The organism is Streptomyces sp. NPDC005423 (assembly GCF_040606415.1).
Lineage (GTDB): Bacteria > Actinomycetota > Actinomycetes > Streptomycetales > Streptomycetaceae > Streptomyces.
In genome coordinates this window covers 61,643-81,003 of record NZ_JBEXET010000039.1, presented here as the reverse complement: position 1 = coordinate 81,003, position 19,361 = coordinate 61,643, and the positions used below count along the sequence as shown (strand labels likewise).

At 68.6% G+C, this 19,361-nt stretch carries 18 protein-coding genes and 5 pseudogenes; 11 read left to right on the top strand and 12 right to left on the bottom strand.

The window, feature by feature from the left end:
- Nucleotides 1-119: 119 nt before the first annotated feature.
- Nucleotides 120-688 (top strand): annotated as a pseudogene (locus ABZT12_RS30795) (TetR/AcrR family transcriptional regulator).
- 200 nt (nucleotides 689-888) lie between these two features.
- Here ABZT12_RS30795 and ABZT12_RS30790 read toward each other — a convergent pair.
- From ABZT12_RS30790 to ABZT12_RS30775, 4 genes are all read right to left on the bottom strand, one after another.
- The gene (locus ABZT12_RS30790) at nucleotides 889-2,706 is read right to left on the bottom strand and encodes a GMC family oxidoreductase (RefSeq protein ID WP_356390575.1); all 1,818 of its coding nucleotides are present in this window, start codon (nucleotides 2,704-2,706) and stop codon (nucleotides 889-891) included.
- A gap of 240 nt (nucleotides 2,707-2,946) precedes the next feature.
- The gene (locus tag ABZT12_RS30785; RefSeq protein WP_356100556.1) at nucleotides 2,947-3,663 is read right to left on the bottom strand and encodes a flavin reductase family protein; all 717 of its coding nucleotides are present in this window, start codon (nucleotides 3,661-3,663) and stop codon (nucleotides 2,947-2,949) included.
- Between the two features lie 41 nt (nucleotides 3,664-3,704).
- Nucleotides 3,705-4,493, bottom strand: a complete 789-nt coding sequence (locus tag ABZT12_RS30780) for an enoyl-CoA hydratase/isomerase family protein (protein WP_356390573.1) — start codon at nucleotides 4,491-4,493, stop codon at nucleotides 3,705-3,707.
- A 44-nt stretch (nucleotides 4,494-4,537) separates the two neighbouring features.
- The gene (locus tag ABZT12_RS30775; protein ID WP_356390570.1) at nucleotides 4,538-4,717 is read right to left on the bottom strand and encodes a hypothetical protein; all 180 of its coding nucleotides are present in this window, start codon (nucleotides 4,715-4,717) and stop codon (nucleotides 4,538-4,540) included.
- A gap of 350 nt (nucleotides 4,718-5,067) precedes the next feature.
- On the opposite strand from ABZT12_RS30775, the gene ABZT12_RS30770 reads away from it, so the two are divergent.
- Both ABZT12_RS30770 and ABZT12_RS30765 read left to right on the top strand, forming a co-directional pair.
- Nucleotides 5,068-5,679 carry a CGNR zinc finger domain-containing protein gene (locus ABZT12_RS30770; RefSeq protein WP_356390568.1) on the top strand — a complete coding sequence of 204 codons (612 nt, stop codon included), beginning with the start codon at nucleotides 5,068-5,070 and terminating at the stop codon, nucleotides 5,677-5,679.
- Nucleotides 5,680-5,849: 170 nt separating this feature from the next.
- Complete coding sequence (locus ABZT12_RS30765) at nucleotides 5,850-6,884, top strand: alpha/beta hydrolase (RefSeq protein ID WP_356390566.1); 1,035 nt, start codon at nucleotides 5,850-5,852, stop codon at nucleotides 6,882-6,884.
- 40 nt (nucleotides 6,885-6,924) lie between these two features.
- Here ABZT12_RS30765 and ABZT12_RS30760 read toward each other — a convergent pair whose 3' ends face one another.
- Nucleotides 6,925-7,545 carry a TetR/AcrR family transcriptional regulator gene (locus ABZT12_RS30760; RefSeq protein ID WP_356390564.1) on the bottom strand — a complete coding sequence of 207 codons (621 nt, stop codon included), beginning with the start codon at nucleotides 7,543-7,545 and terminating at the stop codon, nucleotides 6,925-6,927.
- 160 nt (nucleotides 7,546-7,705) lie between these two features.
- On the opposite strand from ABZT12_RS30760, the gene ABZT12_RS30755 reads away from it, so the two are divergent.
- Nucleotides 7,706-9,127, top strand: a complete 1,422-nt coding sequence (locus ABZT12_RS30755; RefSeq protein ID WP_356390562.1) for an aldehyde dehydrogenase family protein — start codon at nucleotides 7,706-7,708, stop codon at nucleotides 9,125-9,127.
- A 99-nt stretch (nucleotides 9,128-9,226) separates the two neighbouring features.
- On the opposite strand, the gene ABZT12_RS30750 is transcribed toward ABZT12_RS30755, so the two are convergent.
- Nucleotides 9,227-9,448, bottom strand: coding sequence for a hypothetical protein (locus ABZT12_RS30750; RefSeq protein ID WP_356100535.1), 222 nt, complete (start codon nucleotides 9,446-9,448; stop codon nucleotides 9,227-9,229).
- 164 nt (nucleotides 9,449-9,612) lie between these two features.
- Here ABZT12_RS30750 and ABZT12_RS30745 point away from each other — a divergent pair.
- Nucleotides 9,613-9,720: pseudogene (locus tag ABZT12_RS30745) on the top strand (IS5/IS1182 family transposase); the annotation flags it as partial.
- 393 nt (nucleotides 9,721-10,113) lie between these two features.
- Here the strand turns inward: ABZT12_RS30745 and ABZT12_RS30740 are convergent.
- Nucleotides 10,114-10,293: pseudogene (locus ABZT12_RS30740) on the bottom strand (YdeI/OmpD-associated family protein); the annotation flags it as partial.
- A gap of 20 nt (nucleotides 10,294-10,313) precedes the next feature.
- On the opposite strand from ABZT12_RS30740, the gene ABZT12_RS30735 reads away from it, so the two are divergent.
- Complete coding sequence (locus ABZT12_RS30735; protein ID WP_356100721.1) at nucleotides 10,314-10,532, top strand: hypothetical protein; 219 nt, start codon at nucleotides 10,314-10,316, stop codon at nucleotides 10,530-10,532.
- A gap of 186 nt (nucleotides 10,533-10,718) precedes the next feature.
- Here ABZT12_RS30735 and ABZT12_RS30730 read toward each other — a convergent pair whose 3' ends face one another.
- Nucleotides 10,719-11,534: an AraC family transcriptional regulator gene (locus ABZT12_RS30730; protein WP_356390585.1), complete on the bottom strand. Its 816-nt coding sequence runs from the start codon at nucleotides 11,532-11,534 to the stop codon at nucleotides 10,719-10,721.
- Nucleotides 11,535-11,835: 301 nt separating this feature from the next.
- On the opposite strand from ABZT12_RS30730, the gene ABZT12_RS30725 reads away from it, so the two are divergent.
- Nucleotides 11,836-12,618 carry an MBL fold metallo-hydrolase gene (locus ABZT12_RS30725; protein WP_356100532.1) on the top strand — a complete coding sequence of 261 codons (783 nt, stop codon included), beginning with the start codon at nucleotides 11,836-11,838 and terminating at the stop codon, nucleotides 12,616-12,618.
- A gap of 62 nt (nucleotides 12,619-12,680) precedes the next feature.
- Nucleotides 12,681-13,412 (top strand): annotated as a pseudogene (locus ABZT12_RS30720) (nuclear transport factor 2 family protein); the annotation flags it as partial.
- Between the two features lie 87 nt (nucleotides 13,413-13,499).
- Here the strand turns inward: ABZT12_RS30720 and ABZT12_RS30715 are convergent.
- The 3 genes and pseudogenes from ABZT12_RS30715 to ABZT12_RS30705 all read right to left on the bottom strand — a co-directional run.
- Nucleotides 13,500-13,766, bottom strand: a pseudogene (locus ABZT12_RS30715) (helix-turn-helix transcriptional regulator); the annotation flags it as partial.
- 174 nt (nucleotides 13,767-13,940) lie between these two features.
- On the bottom strand, nucleotides 13,941-14,858 hold the full coding sequence (locus ABZT12_RS30710) for an alpha/beta hydrolase (RefSeq protein ID WP_356390560.1): 918 nt from the start codon (nucleotides 14,856-14,858) through the stop codon (nucleotides 13,941-13,943).
- 2 nt (nucleotides 14,859-14,860) lie between these two features.
- Nucleotides 14,861-16,036 (bottom strand): alpha/beta hydrolase, encoded by a 1,176-nt coding sequence (locus ABZT12_RS30705; RefSeq protein WP_356390558.1) that lies wholly within the window; start codon nucleotides 16,034-16,036, stop codon nucleotides 14,861-14,863.
- 221 nt (nucleotides 16,037-16,257) lie between these two features.
- On the opposite strand from ABZT12_RS30705, the gene ABZT12_RS30700 reads away from it, so the two are divergent.
- Nucleotides 16,258-17,106, top strand: coding sequence for an MBL fold metallo-hydrolase (locus tag ABZT12_RS30700; RefSeq protein ID WP_356390556.1), 849 nt, complete (start codon nucleotides 16,258-16,260; stop codon nucleotides 17,104-17,106).
- 35 nt (nucleotides 17,107-17,141) lie between these two features.
- On the opposite strand, the gene ABZT12_RS30695 is transcribed toward ABZT12_RS30700, so the two are convergent.
- On the bottom strand, nucleotides 17,142-17,735 hold the full coding sequence (locus ABZT12_RS30695) for a CGNR zinc finger domain-containing protein (RefSeq protein WP_356390554.1): 594 nt from the start codon (nucleotides 17,733-17,735) through the stop codon (nucleotides 17,142-17,144).
- Nucleotides 17,736-17,949: 214 nt separating this feature from the next.
- On the opposite strand from ABZT12_RS30695, the gene ABZT12_RS30690 reads away from it, so the two are divergent.
- Both ABZT12_RS30690 and ABZT12_RS30685 read left to right on the top strand, forming a co-directional pair.
- Entirely contained in the window at nucleotides 17,950-18,693 is a 744-nt protein-coding gene (locus ABZT12_RS30690) for a 3-oxoacid CoA-transferase subunit A (protein ID WP_356390552.1), read from the top strand.
- Nucleotides 18,690-19,361, top strand: coding sequence for a 3-oxoacid CoA-transferase subunit B (locus ABZT12_RS30685; protein WP_356390550.1), 672 nt, complete (start codon nucleotides 18,690-18,692; stop codon nucleotides 19,359-19,361). The genes ABZT12_RS30690 and ABZT12_RS30685 overlap by 4 nt, the downstream gene beginning before the upstream one ends.

Sequence of the window (19,361 nt, the reverse complement as noted above, 5' to 3'; positions counted from 1 at the left end):
CGAGCTCACAGCACCGCAGACCCCCGTCGCGCTGAGCTGACACGCTCACAGCAAGTCACCAACATGGGTTGACAACTCCATTGGGAATCCTTTCGTCGGACTGGAGTTGACCTCTAACTATGACAACCCAGGCCAAGGCGACTCCCCGCGAGCGCCTACTGGAGGCAGCCGCCACGCTCACCTACCAAGAAGGCGTCGGCGTCGGTGTCGACGCGCTGTGCAAGGCCGCAGGGTGTCGAAGCGTTCCTTGTACCAGCTCTTCGAGAGCAAGGACGAACTCCTGACGGCGAGCCTGGAGGAACGCATCACTGCCTTCGCGGCGCGACTCCTGCCCGCAGCGGACGATGGTCGCCCGCCGCGCGAACGGATCCTGCACGTGTTCGAGCAAGTGGAGTCTCGGGCGGGCGCGCCGGAATTCCGAGGCTGCCGCTACCTTGCCGTACAGATCGAGCTCAAGGGTGAGGGCCATCCCGCAAGCCAGGTGGTCCGCCGGGTCAAGGGGAATCTGGCGGCCTTCTTCCGTACCGAGGCTGAACGGGGTGGGGCGAGCGATCCCGACCTGTTGGCCGAGCAGCTCAGCCTCACGTTCGACGGCGCCGTAACCCGCGCCGGCATCAGGGCCGAGAATCTGGCTGGGCTCATCGGGCCCACCGTGGGAGTCCTGCTCGACAGTGCAGGCATGCGCTGACGCACCTCGCGACCGATCCGGTCCGCTCTTGGCGGCACTTCACGTGCCTGTAGCCGCCTGCAGACGTCGCGGTGGGCGCCCGCCGCGGTTGACCTATGCCGAGCTGGTGAATTCGGCGCCGGCCCGCTGTGGGCCTGATCAACGCCCAGGGCGTCTCGTGTCCGTCCGAGCCCCTGCTCAGGAGGCGCGGTGCGGTGTGGCTACCTCTTCGGCGGCACTGTCGGCATCCCCAGGAAGGGCAACTTCAGGGCGCCGAATGCATCGGACGGGACTGCCGGGCTGTGAGGCGGTACAGGGGTCAGGCGCTTGTAGGCCTCTCCCTGCGCTGGACGCGGATCTTCCTCGCCCTTGTTGGGCCAGGCCGACATCGCGCGCTCGGCCTGGGCCGTGATCGTGAGGGACGGGTTGACTCCGAGGTTGGCGGAGATCGCCGCTCCGTCGACGACGGAGATGCCAGGGTGTCCGTACAGCCGGTGGTACGGGTCGATCACGCCGGTCTCACGGGTGTCGCCGATGGGGCAGCCGCCCAGGAAGTGCGCGGTGAGTGGCATGCCCATCAGCTCGCCCACGTTACTGCCCGCGAAGCCGTCGACCTCGGCGGCCATGAGCGATGCGGCCTCCGAAGCCACCTTGATCTGCTTGGGGTTGGGCGACCCATGGCCCTGACGGGACATCAACAACCCCTTCCCCACGCCCTTCGGCTTCAGATAGGTCGTGAGGGAGTTGTCCAGCGATTGCATCACCAGACCGATGAGCGACCGCTCGGACCAACGGCGGTTGGAGAGCGAGCGGGCCATGAACACCGGGTGCTTCGCCACGTTGGCCAGCCAGCCCAGGAACCTCGATGCGCCCTCGGCGTGAGGGACTTGCAGGACGATCCCGGCACCCATCGCGTTCGATCCCTTGCCGTAACGGACCGGCTCGATGTGGGTGTTCTCGTCGGGGTGGATCGAGGAAGTGATGGCCACACCGCGCGTGAAGTCGACGCTCCGCCCTCCGGCGGCCTTGCGATACCGCCGGACGCGTGCGTGCACACTCACCAAGGCTTCGGAGTTGGTACGCGTCAGATCGCCCAGCCTGTCTGAGATGTGCGGGAGTTGGCCACCCGTTCTCATCCGGTGCAGCAGCGTCTGCGTACCGTACGTACCGGCCCCGATGACGACCTTCCGCGCCCTGAAGGTGCGGCCCTCGCCCTTGCGTTTCCGGTCCGTCGGCTGGGTCCTGACCGTGTACCCGCCCGGTGAGTCGTCCGTGATCGAGACGACGGTCGTCATGGGGTGGACGACGGCGCCCGCCTGCTCGGCGAGATAGAGGTAGTTCTCGTTGAGGGTGTTCTTCCCGCCGCGGCGACAGCCCGTCATGCACTCACCGCACTCGACACAGGCCTTGCGTGCCGGGCCGACGCCACCGAAGTACGGGTCGGCCACCACCTCTCCCGGCCTGGTCTTCGCCGTCCCGTCGGCGTCCTGGCCGTCGCCGAAGAAGACCCCCACGGGGGCCATGTGGAAGCTGTCGCCCACGCCCATCCGTTCGGCGACCGCCTGCAGCAGTACGTCGGCCTGGGGCATCGTCGGGTTGAGCCGCACCCCGAGCATGCGCCGGGCCTGGTCGTAGTACGGCTTCAGCTCGCCTTCCCAGTCGGTGATGTCCTTCCACTGCGGGTCGTCGAAGAACTGCTTCGGCGGTACGTACAGGGTGTTGGCGTAGTTGAGGGAGCCGCCCCCGACCCCGGCCCCCGCCAGCACCACCACGTTGCCCAGCGGGTGGATGCGCTGGATGCCGTAGAGGCCGAGCTTCGGTGCCCAGAGATAGTTCCGCACGTCCCAGGAGTTCTTGGGCAGCGAGTCGGGTGTGAACCTGCGGCCCGCTTCCAGCACGCCTACGCGGTAACCCTTTTCGGTGAGCCGAAGGGCGGTGACGGATCCGCCGAAACCGGAACCGACGACGATGACGTCGTAGTCGTACGCGGAGTCGTCTCCGGGTTCGTCTGGCTTCGTGGAAGAGTTCTTCCGTGACACGTGCTCTCCTCATTGAGAACGGGTGACTCGGAGCCGTTCTGGTGGGCGGCTGCGCGGTCGGGCGGGTGAAGCAGGCAGTGACAGGCTTGCTGAACCAGACGCTTATGACGTCTCAAGCAATTGAGCGGACGGGTGCGAGGTGACACACCGGCGGGTCGCGTGGTCCGCACCGGACTCGGGGTGCTGGAGAGGCGGTCTGCCGGACCCGTGAGGGGTGTCACCTCGTCACGTCCTGGCGGTCTAGTCGAGTGTCGTTGTGGAGCCGGACGGCGACCAGGCGTCCGTGTCGATCGGTGAGTAGTGCGTGTCCTTGCGGTCCAGACGCAGCATTCGGCGACTGGCGCGTTCCTGGATCACGTCGGCGTCGAGCGGTGTTTCGAACGTGTTGTCCACAACGGTGTATTCGGCGGCGAGGCGTCCCACCGGGGCGATGGCGCCGAAGTCGATCCGGCCGTCCACGTAGAGGTCGTCTCGGACGTAGAAGCGCACCACGTTGCCCCAGACGATGTTGTTGAGTCCGTCGGGCGCCGAGAAGATGTGCTCGACGGTGCACTCGAAGGCGATGGGCGCGCCCTTGATGCGCGGCGGGCGAACGGCTTCGGACGGTTCCTTCTCCAGCCCGACCGCGTCGAACTCGTCGACGTCGGGCTCGAACTCGAAGGCGCTGCGGTTCAGACCGTTGATCTGCGGCAGGGTGGCCATGTTGGTGACGAACTCGCCGGTGTCCCGGATGTTGACGAAGCTGTCCTTGAGCGTGGCCCCGTCCGAGCGCGGCTGGATCGACAGCGAGATCCGGGGCGGCTTGCGCCCGACGACCGTGAAGAAGGAGATGGGGGCCAGGTTGCCCACGCCTTCGGTGGACAGGGTGCTCACCCAGGCGATGGGGCGGGGAATGACACTGCCGATGAGCAGCTTGTAGGCGGACTTCTCGTCCAGGTCCGCGGAGTCGATGATCATGTGGTGTCCCTTGGTGGTGAGTGTGGGGGGAGGGTTGGGGGTCAGCGGCCCTTGAAGGGGAGGACGGGGCGGGGGCGGCCCTCCTTGAGGGCCTTGGCGGCGGAGGCCAGGCCGTCCTTGACGTCCTCGGTCTCGTAGAGGGGGACGGCGAGGTCGAACAGCTGCTGGTCGGCGGACGGGATGCCGCCCGTGGCCCAGGCGCGCAGCAGCGCCTTGTGGACGACGTGGGCCCGGGTGGGGCCCTGGGCGATCTTCCGGGTGAAGGCCTCGGCTTCGGCGCGCAGTTCGTCGTCGGGGACGACGCGGTTGATGACGCCGGCCTCGGCCATGACCGTGGCGGGTACCTGCTCGGAGGTCAGTGCCCATTCGTAGGCGCGGGCCCGGCCGGCCCGTTCGGCCACACGATGGATTCCGCCGAGGAGGGTGACGATGCCGAGCGACTGCTCGGGATGGCCGAAGCGGGAGCTCTCGCCGGCGAGGATGATGTCGGCGCGCAGGGCGAGTTCGAAGCCGCCGCCGAAGCACAGCCCCTGGACCGCGGCCACGACCGGGAGCCGGAGCTGTTCGAACCGGTTGATCACGGCCATGATCTCGTCGAAGTCGGCGCGCAGGCTGGTGCGGTCGGCGCCGAGCCAGGGCCGGAAGTCGCCGCCCCAGCTGAAGTCGGGTCCCTCGGCCCGCAGTAGGACGGCGCGGGCCGGGCTGCGGGTGATGGCGTCGACGGCTTCGCTGAGTTCCTGGGCGAACTCGGGTGCCAAGCGGTTCTGCGGGGGGTTGTCGAGGACGATCGTGGCGACGTCGCCGTCGAGGGAGTGGGTGAGAACGGACATGGAACTTCCTTGGCTCGGGACAGTGTGGACGGGGTCGCCGTCGGTCAGGTGAGGTGCTTGCCGGACCAGTCCAAGGCGGACTGCGCGGCTATGGGGGACTGCGTGCTGCATGGGGCGAAGCGGCCACCGCCGATGCACGTCAGCCGCTCGGGTTCCAGGGCTCGTTCGTGGGCCGTCAGCGCGAGGTCGGTGGGGATGAGGTGGTCGTCGAGGCCGACGATCATGAGGGCAGAAGTCGACCGCGGCCTGCGTGCGGGGTGGGTGCCTGGGACACGGCGCGTTGCGGCGATCGGCGTCGCCGACTCGGCGAACAGCAGACCCCGCTGGGGCAGACCTCGGCCTGTCCTGCCGCCCGGCCCCGCGGTGGCAGAGGGAGCCTCCTGAGTGCTCCGGGGGTCGGACGAGCTCATGAGCGACACCCTTCCTGTGGCCGCGTCACCAATCAAGATGAAAGGATCTTACGCCTTTAGCTCCTTTCACTTCAAGGGGAGGCGATGTCGTACCCTGAGCCAGTGGCCAAACGGTCACGGTCATGTCGGTAGAGCCGGACGGTCAGCGAGAGGGAGGCGTGGTCATGGTGTGGTCCGCGTCCACGCGGTACGAGGTCGAACCGGCGCCGGTCGGGCTGGCGCTCGTGCACGACCTGCTCAACACCATTTCTGCTGGCCGGCCCCGGGCGGCAGATCTCCTGGACGGCCTCTCCGACGCACAGGCGTGGGTCGATCAGGCGCTGGACTGCTGGGCCCGCGAGAGGGGGCAGGTCGCCGCGCAGGTGTCTCTCACCGAGAGTGATCTCGAGGAGTTGCGCGGCCTGCGTGCAGAGTTGCGGCGGCTTCTCGCCTCACGAGACGAAGACGGCACGGACACCGACGAGCAGGCCGTAGCGCCGGCCGTTCATGTCGCGGCCGCGGCGGTGCGGATGGACCGCACCGGCCGGGCCGTCCTGGAGCCTCGCGGTCAGGGCTGGCGGTATGTGGCCGGCCTGGTGCTCCTCGAGGTGTTCCAGGCTCAGCAGGCGGACGCCTGGCGCCGACTCAAGATCTGCCGTAATGCGCGCTGCACGACGGCGTTCTTCGACCGCTCCCGCAATAACAGCGGTGTATGGCACTCCACCAAGACCTGCGGCAACCCTGAGAACCTGCGTGCCCACCGGGCCCGTCAGCGTGTCCGTACCAGCGGGTTGTAGAAGTCGTCCGGGTCGGTCGCCCGGCGGGGGTCTCCAGCGAAAATCGGCACGACGGGTCTGCTCCTTGCGATGGCGAGCACGGCTTTCGCTTGCGCTGAAATAAGCGAAAGTCGTACGGTTGTTGCCTGCTGGCAGGTCTCCGGCGATAGGCCGACCCGCATGACGTCGTCGTGACCCTGCTCGATGACGTCAGGACTCACGACTCGGTCCGGGCCTGTCGGCCCGTGACGCCGCGACAGCGGCCGGGAGAGGTTGAACGCATGGCATCCCAGACACAGCGACCGCCGACGCCTTCTTCCGGCGAGGACTCGATGGCAGGTGGGTCCTCCGCCGGTGACGGTGTCCGTCGCCGGACGATTCAGGCTGGCGCTCTGGAGGTTCCGATCCTGGAGGCCGGCAGCGGGCCGCTCGTCCTGTGCCTCCACGGTTTTCCTGACCATGCAGGCTCCTGGGCAGGGATGCTCGACCGCCTCGCACAGGACGGCTACTGGGCGGTCGCTCCCGCACAGCGCGGATACTGGCCGGACGGCGCGGCGCCCGACGGCTCCTATCGCGCGTCAGCGACCGGGCAGGATGTCCTGGACCTGATCGAAGCGCTCGGGCGCGACCGTGCGGATCTCATCGGTCACGATCTCGGCGCCCGGGCGGCGTACGCGGCGGCGAGCCTTGACGCGACACGCGTCCGCAAGCTTGTCGGGATGGCGGTTCCGTACGGGCCGCAGCTGCGAACCGCCTGGCTCACCGACGGCGACCAGCAGCGACGGAGCTGGTACATGTTCTTCTTCCAGACGGCCCTGGCGGAGTCGGCCGTCGAGTTCGACGACTTCGCCTTCATCGACCGGCTCTGGCGGGAGTGGTCGCCCGGCTACGAGCTGCCGGATGCGGAACGTGCCGCGCTCAAGGAAACCCTCCGTGCTCCAGGAGTGCTGAGCGAGATCCTGGGCTACTACCGTCAGCTGTTCTCACCTCCCGCCGACGAGGCGGCGCGAGCGCTGGAGGCCCGGGCGAGCGGTGCCATCACCGTCCCGTCGCTGTACCTCCACGGTGCCGACGACAACTGCTTTTCCGTGGAGGTGAGCGACGGCATGGACGCCTTGTTCAAGAACGGCCTCGAACGCGTCGTCGTATCCCGCGCCGGACACTTCCTGCACCTCGAACAGCCCAAGCAGGTCGCCGATCACATCCTGAGCTTCCTGAACAACTGACCTATCTGGGAACGCTCGGCATCGTGCGGGAAGCCACTTCTCACTCGCCAGGTCCCTGGTGTCCGAAGGCACGCAGGAGGAAGGGCAGCATGCGGTCTGCGGTCTTGGCCGCGGTGGCGGCGTCGACCTGGTTCGGAGGCAGGGGAGTGAGGAAGAACCTGCTCATCATGGGACCGATCACCAGATCGCCGAGCAGTTCGGCGTGCTCCACCGGCGGGATCTCACCCCGGTCCACCGCACGTTGCGTTATCTCGGCCATGCGCAGGCGCACGGGCACCATGAAGGCGTTCGTGAGGGCCTCGGCCAGGGAGGGGCTGTATGCGGCCTCGCCGATCAGGGTGCGCAGCACCCCTCCCTCGTTGCCGGTCAGAGAGGTTGCCTTGTCCCGGAGCAGGGCGCGCAGGTCGCCTTCGAGTGTGCCGGTGTCCTGCTGCGCCGTCAGCTCCTTGGCGTACGCGGCGGCGGCGTCGACGACCATGACCTCCTTGGACGGCCAGCGCCGGTAGAGGGTGGCGGTGGACACTCCGGCGCGGGCCGCGACGGCGGCGGTGGTCAGTCCGCTGTAGCCGCTCTCGGTCAGGACGGCCAGGGTCGCGTCCAGCAGCGCACGGTCGCGGGAGGCATCGCGGGGGCGCCCCCGGCGGGCCTGCGTCCCGGTCATCAGACGGCTCCCGAACAGATCCGGCGGGACACGTGGGCGGCGGAGCGGACCGGATGGTCGGGCTGCCGCACGAAACGTTGAGTAGGGGTGGGGTTGGTCACGCGGCCAATGATACAAGAAAACGAAACGAAAGGCTTTCGTTTCGTATATGCTCCTGGGTATGACACCCAACGCACCCACCGGCGGTCAGCCGGACATCGCTGTTACGTCGGCCCCTGCGGCGGAGACCGTCGCGCGACTGCGGGCCACGTTCAACACCGGCCGCACCAAGCCCGTCGCCTGGCGCAAGCAGCAACTGCAGGCGCTGAGGCGTCTGCTGACGGAGCATGAGGACGTGTTCGCGCAGGCGCTGCACACCGACCTCGGCAAGAGCGCGACCGAGTCCCACATGGCGGAGATCGGCTTCCTGGTCAGGGAGATCGACCACACCCTGAGTCATCTCGACCGGTGGCTGCGTCCGAAGAGGGTCTCCGTGCCCCTGTCGCTGATGCCGTCCCGGGCGTGGACCGTGCGTGAGCCGCTGGGTGTCGTGCTGGTCATCGCCCCCTGGAACTACCCGGTCAATCTGGCGCTCGCGCCGGTCATCGGTGCCCTGGCCGCCGGCAACGCCGTCGTCCTCAAGCCCAGCGAGGTCGCCCCCGCGACCTCGGCCGTGCTCGCCCACTGGCTGCCCAAGGTCCTGGACCCGCAGGCCGTGGCCGTCGTCGAGGGCGGGGTGCCGGAGACGACCGCCCTGCTGGAGGCGCGCTTCGACCACATCTTCTACACCGGCAACGGCGCGGTCGGGCGCATCGTCATGACCGCCGCGGCCCGTCATCTCACCCCGGTCACCCTGGAGCTGGGCGGCAAGAGCCCCGCCGTCGTCGAACCCGGCACCGACCTCGCGACGGCCGCCCGCCGCATCGCCCTGGGCAAATTCATGAACGCGGGCCAGACCTGCGTCGCACCCGACTACGTGCTGGCGATAGGTGAGGCGGGAGCCGAGATAGAGGCCCACCTGACGCAGGCGGTCCGCGAGATGTACGGCACCGATCCGGCTCGCAGCAACGACTACGGCCGCATCGTCAACGAGCGCCACTTCGACCGGCTGGCCGACCTGCTGAAGGACGGCCGGACTGTCGTGGGCGGCGACCACGACCGCGACGACCGCTACATCGCCCCGACCGTGCTGGCCGACGTCGACCCCGACTCCCCGGTGATGCGCGACGAGATCTTCGGCCCCATCCTGCCCATCGTCCGGGTCCCCGACCTGGACGCGGCGATCGCCTTCATCACCGGACGGGACAAGCCGCTGGCCCTGTACGCCTTCACCGCCTCCAAGCGTTCCAAGCGGCGCCTGACCGCGGAGACGTCCTCCGGGGGCCTGGTCTTCGGCCTCTCGCTCCTCCAGCTCAGCGTGCCCGACCTGCCTTTCGGTGGCGTCGGTGAGAGCGGTATGGGCCGCTACCACGGCTCGTACTCCCTGGACACCTTCAGTCACCTCAAGTCCGTCCTCGACAAGCCACTCAAGCCGGACACGCTGGGCGTGGCCACCCCGCCCTACACCCGCGGCAAGGACCGCATCCTGCGACGCATCACGTGAGCCGGATCAGCGACGAGCCCGCGAGGGCGCCGTGTCCCCGACTGCCATGAACAAGATCGACTACCGCAGCCAGACCCCTCCGGTCCTCGCCCGACAAGGTCAGCACGCTGCCGGTACAGGCCACGTTGACCTGGTGGGCGGACTCGGCGCGGCCGTCTCGACCCGGACCTCGGTGTCGTACGACAGCCACTTCACGGTGAGCGCCCCGACACGGACCGCCGCGAGTCGCAGAGCGAAGCGGGTCCGGTCGCCGAGGACATCGAGATCATGGGCGTGATACAGATCCGTGCCCAGGGGCCGCGCCTCATCGATGTCGGTCACACACTTCCCGACCGCCGCCGTGGCGCACGACTCCTGATCACGAAGAGCATCCCGTACGCGCCGACAAGGCGTACACCTCCCGCGAAGAACCGCGCCTACCTGCGGCGGCGGGGGATCCACTGCACCATCCCGGATGAAGCTGACCGGGCCGGCAACCGTAGGAGCGCGGCGCACGCGGCGGTCGGCCGCCGAGGTTCGACCCGCAGGACTACAAGGCTTGGCACGATGTCGCGTACGGCATCAACCGCCTCAAGAGGCATCGGGCCGTGGCGGTCCACGATCCGGCTGGGTGTCCTCGCCACGCGCCGTCGTTGACCGGATGACGCCACACCGGTGCACGTGTTGCGTCGGCAGCCCCGCAAGGGCTGCGCCCTCTCCGGTTGAACCGGCCGGTGATGGGCGGCTCCGGACGTCATGGCACCGACACCTCCGGAGCGGCCGCTCCTCAACCCGACGGGGACAGTCCACTGCGATGTCGCCGGCGGAGACTTCCCCAACCGGCCCCTGCGGCAGAAACACGCCCCGCCATCCCAGCGCAAGCCCCTGGGTGGCATCGGAAGAACCGACATCGCAGGCTCGGATAGAAGGTGTTCCCCGTCAAGTACAGCGCGTTGAACCCCTGACGGAGTAACCGCCCGCACAAGGTCGGCGACCGGCGCTCGCCCGATCCGGCGCGCCTGGGTCTCGGCCTTCGTGGAGTCCTGGATCCGGTACCGGATCGCGTAGCGGTTCTGCCGGTCCAGTGTCTCGAAGAACTCCGCCGCGGCCGGGTCGGCGGTCAGGGCCGCCGTGAGGTCGTCCGGCAACGTGGCGGCCTTCGCGTCGTCGTAGGCCGCTTCCCATCGTGGTCCCGGGCCATGGCCCGGTGGGCGGGCAAGAGGTGTTCGACGACACCCGTGCCTGGCTGGAGGACTACCAGGAGGTGGCCAAGCCACGGGTACCCGTCGCCGACATCGCCCGCGAAATGAGCCGCCGACACCCCGACCGTGCCCTGCCCATGCTGCTCTGGCTCACCCGAGGCCCCTCGTTCGGGCTCGTCGGAGCCAAGGAACTCGGAGTGCCGCCCGAGGTGTTGGGAGGCTGAGCCGGAAGCGCCCGCCTTGGAAGGGCGAACTGCTGCGACCGGGTTCGGCGCCCCCTTCGGGCCGGTCCGATCGGCCCAGTCAGGCTTTCGGCCCACGGGATGGAATCCGTTGCTCGTGACTCCAACGGGCCAGCGCCCAAAACAGCCCTCGCCGAACTTGTTCACGCAGTCAGGTGGCGTGGGCGGCTACGCAGGCGGCGACGGACTCTGGGAGGCGCGGAAGGCCAGGGGGGTGCGGCCGGTATGGCGTTGGAAGAACTTGCCGAAGTGGGTGGCGCTGGTGAAGCCGAGGTGGGTTGCGATGGTGGAGGCGGGTTCGGTGCCGTGGGCTAGGAGCCGCTTGGCCTCCAGGACGAGGCGCTGGTCGAGGTAGTCCTTGGCGCTTAGGCCCGCCGCGGCCTGGGTGGCGCGGGTGAGGGTGCGGGTGGAGTAACCGAGCTCGCGGGCGTAGTCGTCGATGCGATGAGTGCGGGTGAAGCCTCGTTCGACCGCGTCGCGGAAGCGCAGAAAGGGCTCGGGGGCCGATTCAGCGGCCTGGCCGTGCTGCCGCAGGTGGGCCAGGCGCAGGAGGACGACGTCGAGCAGGCGGTGCAGCAGGGCGGTGTGGACCGGCAGCGGCTGGCGGTCGGACTGGGAGAACTCCGCGGCCAGTTGCTCGGCCGCAGCTGCCAGCGCGGGAGCCTCCGAGGGATCGGGGCTGTACAGGGGCATCGGGGCAGTGCCGGTGCCCAGTCCGGCCAATTCCGCGGTCTCGGGGGCGACGAAGTCCTCCTGGAAGAAGATCAGGACGGCCTCGACCTGGTCAAGGTTCTGCCATTGGTGCACCTGGCCAGGCCGGATCCACAGCCAGGAACCGGGCGGCAGTACGTACCCGGTGAAGTCGACGCGGTGGCGCAGGGTGCCGGCGGTGACCAGCATCAGGGCGTGGAAGCCCGCCCGGTGCGGAGTGGCGATGTGCCAGGGCCAGTCACGGATGCGGTCGCGGAAGTCGGCCAGGGTCATGACCTCCACGCCCGCCGGGGTTCCGGCCGGAGGCTGGAAAGCCACCTTCGGCAGGCCCGTCTCCCGCTGACCGGGCTTCTGCCGTGCTTGTCGCCTGTGGACCATCACGAGACCGCAGCGTACCTCGCGGGGCATCCGGTTCCGTCCCAGTATGGAGTTGTTCCAGGGGCTCGGGCCCGCGGGATGGAAAACCGGCCGTGTCCGCTGCGGCCGATGACCGGTCGTGAGCCGGCCATCAACGATCCGCCCCTCACCTCGTCCCCTCATCACCGCTCATCCGCACTTCGACAGGAGCACAGTCATGCACGGCACCCTCACGGTCATCGACAAGGGCCAGGTCCGCATCCACAGCTACGTCTCGCCCGAGGACGGCCTGGGCGTCACCACTCAGCTGATCGAGACGCCGTCGCGGATCATCGCCGTAGACGCGCAGTTCGTCCTGGCCTACGCCGACGAGGTCGTCGCCTACGCCAAGAGCTTGGGCAAGCCGCTCGACCGCCTCGTCATCAGCCACGCGCATCCGGACCACTACCAGGGCGCGGCCCGCTTCGGCGTCCCCGTGCACGCGCTGCCCGAGACCACCGCGGAGATCGTCGCCATGGGTGCCAAGACGGACCTGCCCACCGGCGCCGAGATCCCGCTCGCCGATATGACTCCGACCGTGGAGATCACCCCGGGCACCGAGGTCATCGACGGCATCCCGTTCGTGTTCGAGAAGGTCACCGGCGGCGAGATCCACACCACCCTCGTGATCAAGCTGCCCGAGCAGGGTGTCCTGGTCGCTCAGGACGTCGTCTACAACCACACCCACCTGTGGTTCCTGGACAAGGACTTCGACGGCTGGCAGGCCAACATCGACCGCTTCGCAGCCGAGACCGAGTACGACACCATCCTGCCCGGTCACGGCGAGCCGACCACCCCGGCCGTCTGGGCCGAGCTCACCGACTACGTCAACGCTGGCCGGGAGCTGCTCGGGGACGACGGCGACGCCTACAAGAAGGCCATCACCGAGCGCTACCCCGCCTACCAGGGCGCTGCCCTCATCGACGTCGCCAACGCCTACATGTTCGGCCCCAAGAACTGAGTCAGTCCGACCTTCCAGGAAAGCGCCCGAGTCCCAAGAGAGAGAACACCGGGACTTCCCACATGCCCAACCGGCGCATGGCTACCCGTCGCTTCCTCCTCGCCACGGTCGCCACGTCCGCCCTGGCGGGCGCCGCGACCGTACCCGCCTTCGCCTCGCCGCCTGTCAGCGCGGGTCACGCCGTCGGGCACGTCGACGGCGGCGCCCGGCTCGACTACCAGAAGACCGTTGCCGTACGTGTCCTCAAGGGGGCGTTCGAGCGGGGTGACACCGCGGTCGTGGACAGGTTCGTGCGGGCCGACTACATCCAGCACAATCCCCTCGTGTCCGATGGCCCCGAGGCGTTGAAGAACTTCGCTGCCGGGTTGCATCAGCAGTTCCCCGACACCAAGTACGACGTCAAGCGGGTCATTTCCGAGAACGACCTCGTCGTGGTGCACTCCAACCTCGTGCTGACGCCGGGAAGTCGAGGCTCGGCCGTATTCGACATTTTCCGGTTCCAGGACGGCAAGATCGCCGAGCATTGGGATGTGCTTCAGGATGTCCCCGGCAGCAGTGTCAACGGCAACGACATGTTTTCCACCGTCAGTCGGCCGCAGACCGGGCGACCTGGTCCGCGCGGGCTCACCGCCTCCAACAAGGACCTCGTCACCAAGGCATTCGACCGGCTCATCGTCGACAAGGATCTGTCCGCGCTCGACACGTACTGGAGCGCCGGGTACCACCAGCACAATCCCGGTATCGCGGATGGTGTGGCCGGTGCGCGGGACGGCCTTGGTGCGTACTTCCGGGCGTTCCCGGAGCTGACCGTCTCCCGCAAACGCGTCGTTGCCGAGGGGGATCTGGTCGCGTGCCTGCTGCTCCTTATCCTCCGCGCGTGCTGCCGCTTCCTCGTCCGCAGCCTTCCACCGCAGCTCCCACTCGGCCGGGTCCGCCCCGCACGCCTGCGCGTACGCCAGCACCACCGCCAGCGACGGCAGCCGCTCACCCGACGCCGCCTGCGCCAGCACGCTCACCGAAAAACCCGCCCGCCCGGCCATCACCCGGTACGTCGGCTTCCCGGCCGCCTCGCGCAGCACCCGCAACTCATTGGCGAAACGCTGCACAGCACCGGCCCGAGGATCCACCGGCCGCTCAGGACGTCCCACAACCGCTCCGTTCACTTGCTTCACAAGACAGAGGGGAAGTTAACCTTTGGCCGTTACGGGGCAATGACGCTCTTCGGCTCCAAAACGCTCATGGCGGTGGTGTAACCGACTGTGACAGGGCGCGGTCACCTGCCTGTGAAGGCGGTTCCAGCAGCAGCCGGAACCGCCTCCGTCTCACGAGCCGATCGAGGCCGCGTCCGGGTCGAGGTGGGTGCGGAACCACGACAGCGCGGCGCCGCTGGATTCTTCGAAGTGCACCTTGTAGGCGTCGAAGTGGCCGCCGGGCAGCAGTACCAGTTCCTTCGGGGCCAGTGCTCGCTCGTAGGCGGCCAGTTGGAGGTCGGTCGGGATCACCGTCTCGCCGGTCTCCACGATCATCATGAGCGGCTTGGGCGAGATGCGGGAGATCCAGACGCCCGGCTCGTACAGGCGCGCGGCCCGGCTGGAGCGCGTCGTCACCGTGTTGTGCTCGCGGCCCGGCGGAACCAGGTCACGGTAGAAGCGCACGGCGTCCGGGCTGTTGTACAGGGCCGGGTCGGCCGGATCGTCGCCGATGGAGGTCTGGTACGGCAGTTCACCGCCGGCGGCCAGGGCGCGTTCGGCGTCGGCCTGGGCGAGCTCGAAGGCGGCGATGCGCTCCGGCGGGACCTTGCGCTGCCACTGCTCGAACCCGCTGATGGTGGGCACCTGCGACACCACGGTCTTGATCCGTACGTCGGTCGCGCCGAGCACGATCGCGTGACCGCCCGCGAAGCTCGAACCCCATACCCCGATGCGGTCCGCGTCGACCTCCGGCCGGGCCTCCAGGAAGCTGATCGCGCGGCGCCAGTCCGCGATCTGACGCCACGGGTCGACGTCGTTGCGGGGCTCGCCGTCGCTGGCGCCGAACGTGCGGTGATCGTGGATGAGGACCACGAAGCCGGCGTCGGCGAACTTGCGCGCGTACGGGTCGAGGCCCATCTCCCGGTTGGCGCCGAATCCGTGTGCCATGGTGATCGCGGGACGCGGGCCCTCGGCGTCCGGCAGGTAGAGCCAGCCGCGCAGGGTCACGTCCCCGTCAGCCGTGAACTCCACGTCGATGCGTTCCGTCATGGTCACTTGCCTTCCGTGAAGTCGAAGTACTCGGCGGGGACGAGGCCGGCCTCGACGAGGGGGCCCCCGACCTTCGCGTTGATCTGCAGAACGGCGCCGATGGGCCGGTGGTGGATGGCGATCTCCGTGATGAGCCCCTCGTCATCACGCGTGAGGATCGTGATCCCCTTCATCTGGAAGCCACCGAACGCGGCGGCCTCCCACTCCAGATACGTCCGCGGGCCGTCCTGCGCCTTCCGGACGAACTCGAGCCGTTCGTACACGGAGCTCACCGCGGTCATGAGGGCCTCGACGTGCTCCTTGCGCTCGACCGGCTTGGCGAGCGCGCTCGCCTCCATTCGCACGTTCGGCGAGAGCGCCGCCGCGAAGGAGTCCTGGGTGCGCTGCTCGAACGCGGCTGTCCAGGCCGTGGCGGGGCGGCTGTCGGCCGCGTTGGACGCGGTCTCCTCGACGACCGCGGCGATGACGGCGGCGACCGCCGCCGGGTTCTCTGCGTGCGCCCAGTGGCCCGCGTCGACGATCGTCTGTGTGGCGGCGCCGGGGAAGCGGGGCACGACGTACGCGGAGACGATCTCTTCCGTGACGAAGGGGTCGTTCTCGCCGCGCAGGACGGTGACGCTCCCGGTGTACTTGCTGGGCTGCTGCCCGTCCGGGTGGCCGTTGTTCCACGCTGTCGCCGTGTCGGCGATCGTCGACGGGTCGACGTGCAGCGCCACTTGGGCGAGCCGGTCGTTCTCCTCCGCCGGGAACGCGGTGGCGAGCGAGGCGCGGAAGGCGCGCTGAGCGTCGAGTCCGAGATCCGGTGCCTGGAAGGCGGCGATCTGCTCCTGGGGAAGGTGAGTGCCGGCCAGCGGGATCGGATTGACCAGCACGAGCGAGCGCACCTGTTGGGCCAAGCGGGCGGCGACGAGCTCGGCGATCTGGCTTCCCATGCTGTGGCCGACGAGTACGACGGGGCCCTCCGTCGTGCGTACGACGGTTTCGAGGTCGTCGGCCCAGCGGGCGAGCGTGAACGGCCCTTGATCCGAGGCGCGCGTACCCATGCCAGCGAGCTCGAACGCGATCGAGGGGACCGACCGCTCGTCGAGGACGGCTCGGACGCTGTTCCAGATGGCGCCGTCGTCCAGGTATCCGTGGACGAGCACCGCGGTCGGCGTCTGCGTCGCTGGGCTGTTCATCTCGTGTCTCCTTTGACGATCGCTCTGTTGCGGCGACGAATCGGAGCCAGTGGCTCTCGGGATTTCTCGGTCGACGCGAGCCCTATGACGTAAGCATAGGGTCTATGCTTACGTCAACGTCATCGCTCTGTGATCGACGGAACGAGGCCCGGCCCCCGCCGGCGCCCCCCTCGTTCCGGCCGGAGTGGGAGCGACCATCAGAGAATCCGAGGAGTCCACCAATGACGTCGAACGCCTTGAACTACGCGGTTCACATCGCGGACGGCATGCCGACCACCAACGCGGACGTGCCGCCCGATCAGAGCGAGCGCTCCTGGTCGCCGACGTCGAGCATCCTCATCTCGAACGGGGGAGAGGCGCTGCTGGTGGATCCGCTGTTCACGATCGCGCAGTCGGAGGGCCTGCTGCGGTGGCTCGGCGAGCGTGGTGCTCCGGTGACTAGCGTGTACGTCACGCACGGCCACGGGGACCACTGGTTCGGTCTCGGAGCCGTTCTGGAGCAGTACCCCGCAGCGCGCGCCTTCGCGCTGCCCGAGGTCGTCGAGGACATGGCCTACCAGTCCTCGCCCGAGGTCCTCAAGGCGGTCTGGCGCGCATGGTTCCCCGAGCAGATCCCCGAGCGACTGGTGCTCGCCGAACCGCTGGAGGGCGACGTCCTGACCGTGGGCGGGGCGGAGGTCCGCCCGGTCCGTCTGGGGCACACCGACAGCGACAACACCACCTGCCTGCACGTTCCCGACCTGGGCCTGGTCGTCGCGGGCGACGTGATCTACAACAACGTCCACCTGATGCTCGCGGCCTCGGACGCGGACGGGCGGGACGAGTGGCTCAGGGCTCTCGACACGGTCGAGGCGCTGGCGCCGACCGCGATCGTCGCGGGGCACAAGGATCAGACCGCCGATGACGATCCCCGTCACATCGAGGAGACCCGCCGCTACATCCTCGATTTCAACGCCGGGGTGCGTCGCACCGGCAGCACCCTCGAACTCTACGAGTACATGCTGGAGCGTCACCCGTCGCGCATCAATCCCGGTGCGCTGTGGGGCTCCTGCCGGGCGGCGAAGGGCTGAGCAGACGGCCCGTCGGTCGGGTGGCCTGCGGCGCGCTACGCGCGCGCGGCCGCCCGACGCTGCCGCGACGCCCGGAGGTTCACGGCGTTGCCGCAGATGCGCACGTCATGCCATGCGCCGTTGTTGGGGTTCGTGCCGTCATAGAAGGCAACCGAGCACACCTGGTTGCGGCACATCTTCAAGCGGCGCCACGTACCCGTCAGTTGGGCGTTCGTGATCTCGTTGAGCACGGCCGCGACGACCCACGCGACGTCCTTGCCGCGCGGCGCCACCGAGAAGACACCATCGGCGTCGATCCGCACCTCGAGCGCGCCGCTCACCCCCTTCGGTGCGGATCGGACCGGAGCATCGCGCACTGCACCCGAGACGGTCATCTGCAGCGACGCGCGTAGCTGCTGAAGCCGCACCATCCCCGGTTCGTCGACCTCGATGGCCGGCGCCTCCGCTCCGGTATGCCGACTCCACTCGGCCAGCGCGCCGGAGAGCCACGACGTGGCGGATTCCGGAGTCGAGAGCAGGTCCTCGAGTGCGGGCTTGCCGGCGGCGCGGGTGTTCAAGACCTCCTGGACGAGGATGAGCGGTCCGGTGGCGATGCGGTCCGTGTAGCGTTCGCTCGCGAGATCAGACATAGGCATAGCTTATTAGCTCCAGTCTTCATAGGCGAGGAGGGCGGGATCGTCGCCCTGTCGTCGAGCCCTCCGATGCATCCATGATGTGGTATGACATAAGCATAAAGGCTATGCCTATGTCGGGTGGTGTCGATCGTCGTACACCGTCACCCCGCGGGCCGGCCAAGTGAAATCGCTGGAGAGGTCGCGCGATGCCCGAACGCGTGGAGGAACAATGATCGACAAGACCGTCGAGGACGCCGCAGCCGCCGTCTCAGGGATCCGCGACGGCGCCACCGTGATGATCGGTGGGTTCGGCCGCGCGGGCCAGCCGGTGGAGCTGATCGACGCGCTCATCGCACACGGAGCACGCGACCTCACCGTCGTCAACAACAACGCAGGCAACGGCGACACGGGACTTGCCGCGCTCCTGGCGGCGCGAAGAGTACGAAAGATCACCTGCTCGTTCCCGCGGCAGAGCGACTCGTGGGTGTTCGACGGTCTCTACCGCGCGGGAGAGATCGAGCTGGAGCTCGTGCCACAGGGGAATCTCGCCGAACGCATCCGCGCCGCGGGCGCGGGGATCGGGGCGTTCTTCTCGCCGACGGGCGTCGGCACCCAGCTCGCGGAGGGCAAGGAGGTGCGCACGATCGACGGCCGCGACTATGTGCTCGAGTACCCGATCCGAGCCGATGTCGCCTTGATCAGCGCTCTGCGGGCCGACCGCTGGGGCAACCTGGTCTACCGCGAGACCGCCCGCAACTTCGGCCCGATCATGGCGGCCGCGGCGGCTACCACGATCGCCCAGGTCGACCGGATCGTGCCGCTCGGGGACATCGACCCCGAGACCGTCGTGACCCCCGGCATCTTCATCGACCACGTTGTCGCGGTGGGAGAACGCCACTGGCTCGACGAAGGCGCGTTCATCGGCGGAGTCGACGTCGAGGGGAACCCGCTGGCAGAGGAGGAGAGCCGATGAGCACCCGCATCAGCCGCACCGACCTCGCTCGTCGCATCGCGGCCGACATCCCCGAGGGAGCGGTCGTGAACCTCGGCATAGGCGCCCCCACCCTTGTCGCCAACTACCTGCCCCACGACACCGAGGTCGTCCTGCACACCGAGAACGGCATGCTCGGCATGGGCCCCGCACCCGAGCCCGGCACCGTCGACCCCGACCTGATCAACGCCGGCAAGCAGCCCGTCACCGCACTGCCGGGCTCGGCGTATTTCCACCACGCCGACTCCTTCGCCATGATGCGCGGCGGTCACCTGGACGTGTGCGTGCTCGGCGCGTTCCAGGTGTCGAAAACCGGCGATCTCGCGAACTGGTCGACCGGCGAGCCCGGCGCGATTCCCGCCGTCGGCGGAGCGATGGATCTCGCGATCGGCGCGAAGTCGGTCTACGTGATGACCGACCTGCTCACCAAGCAGGGCACGCCGAAACTCGTCGCCGCCTGCACCTACCCGCTGACCGGAGTCGGCTGCGTGACCCGCGTCTACACCGATCACGCGGTGTTCGACGTCACGCCCGACGGACTGCGCGTGCGCGAGACGTTCGGCGACAACACGGTGGCCTCCCTGGCCGCCCTGACCGGCCTCGACCTCACCCACGTCACCGACGCTGCGGCACCCCTGGAAGGCAACTGA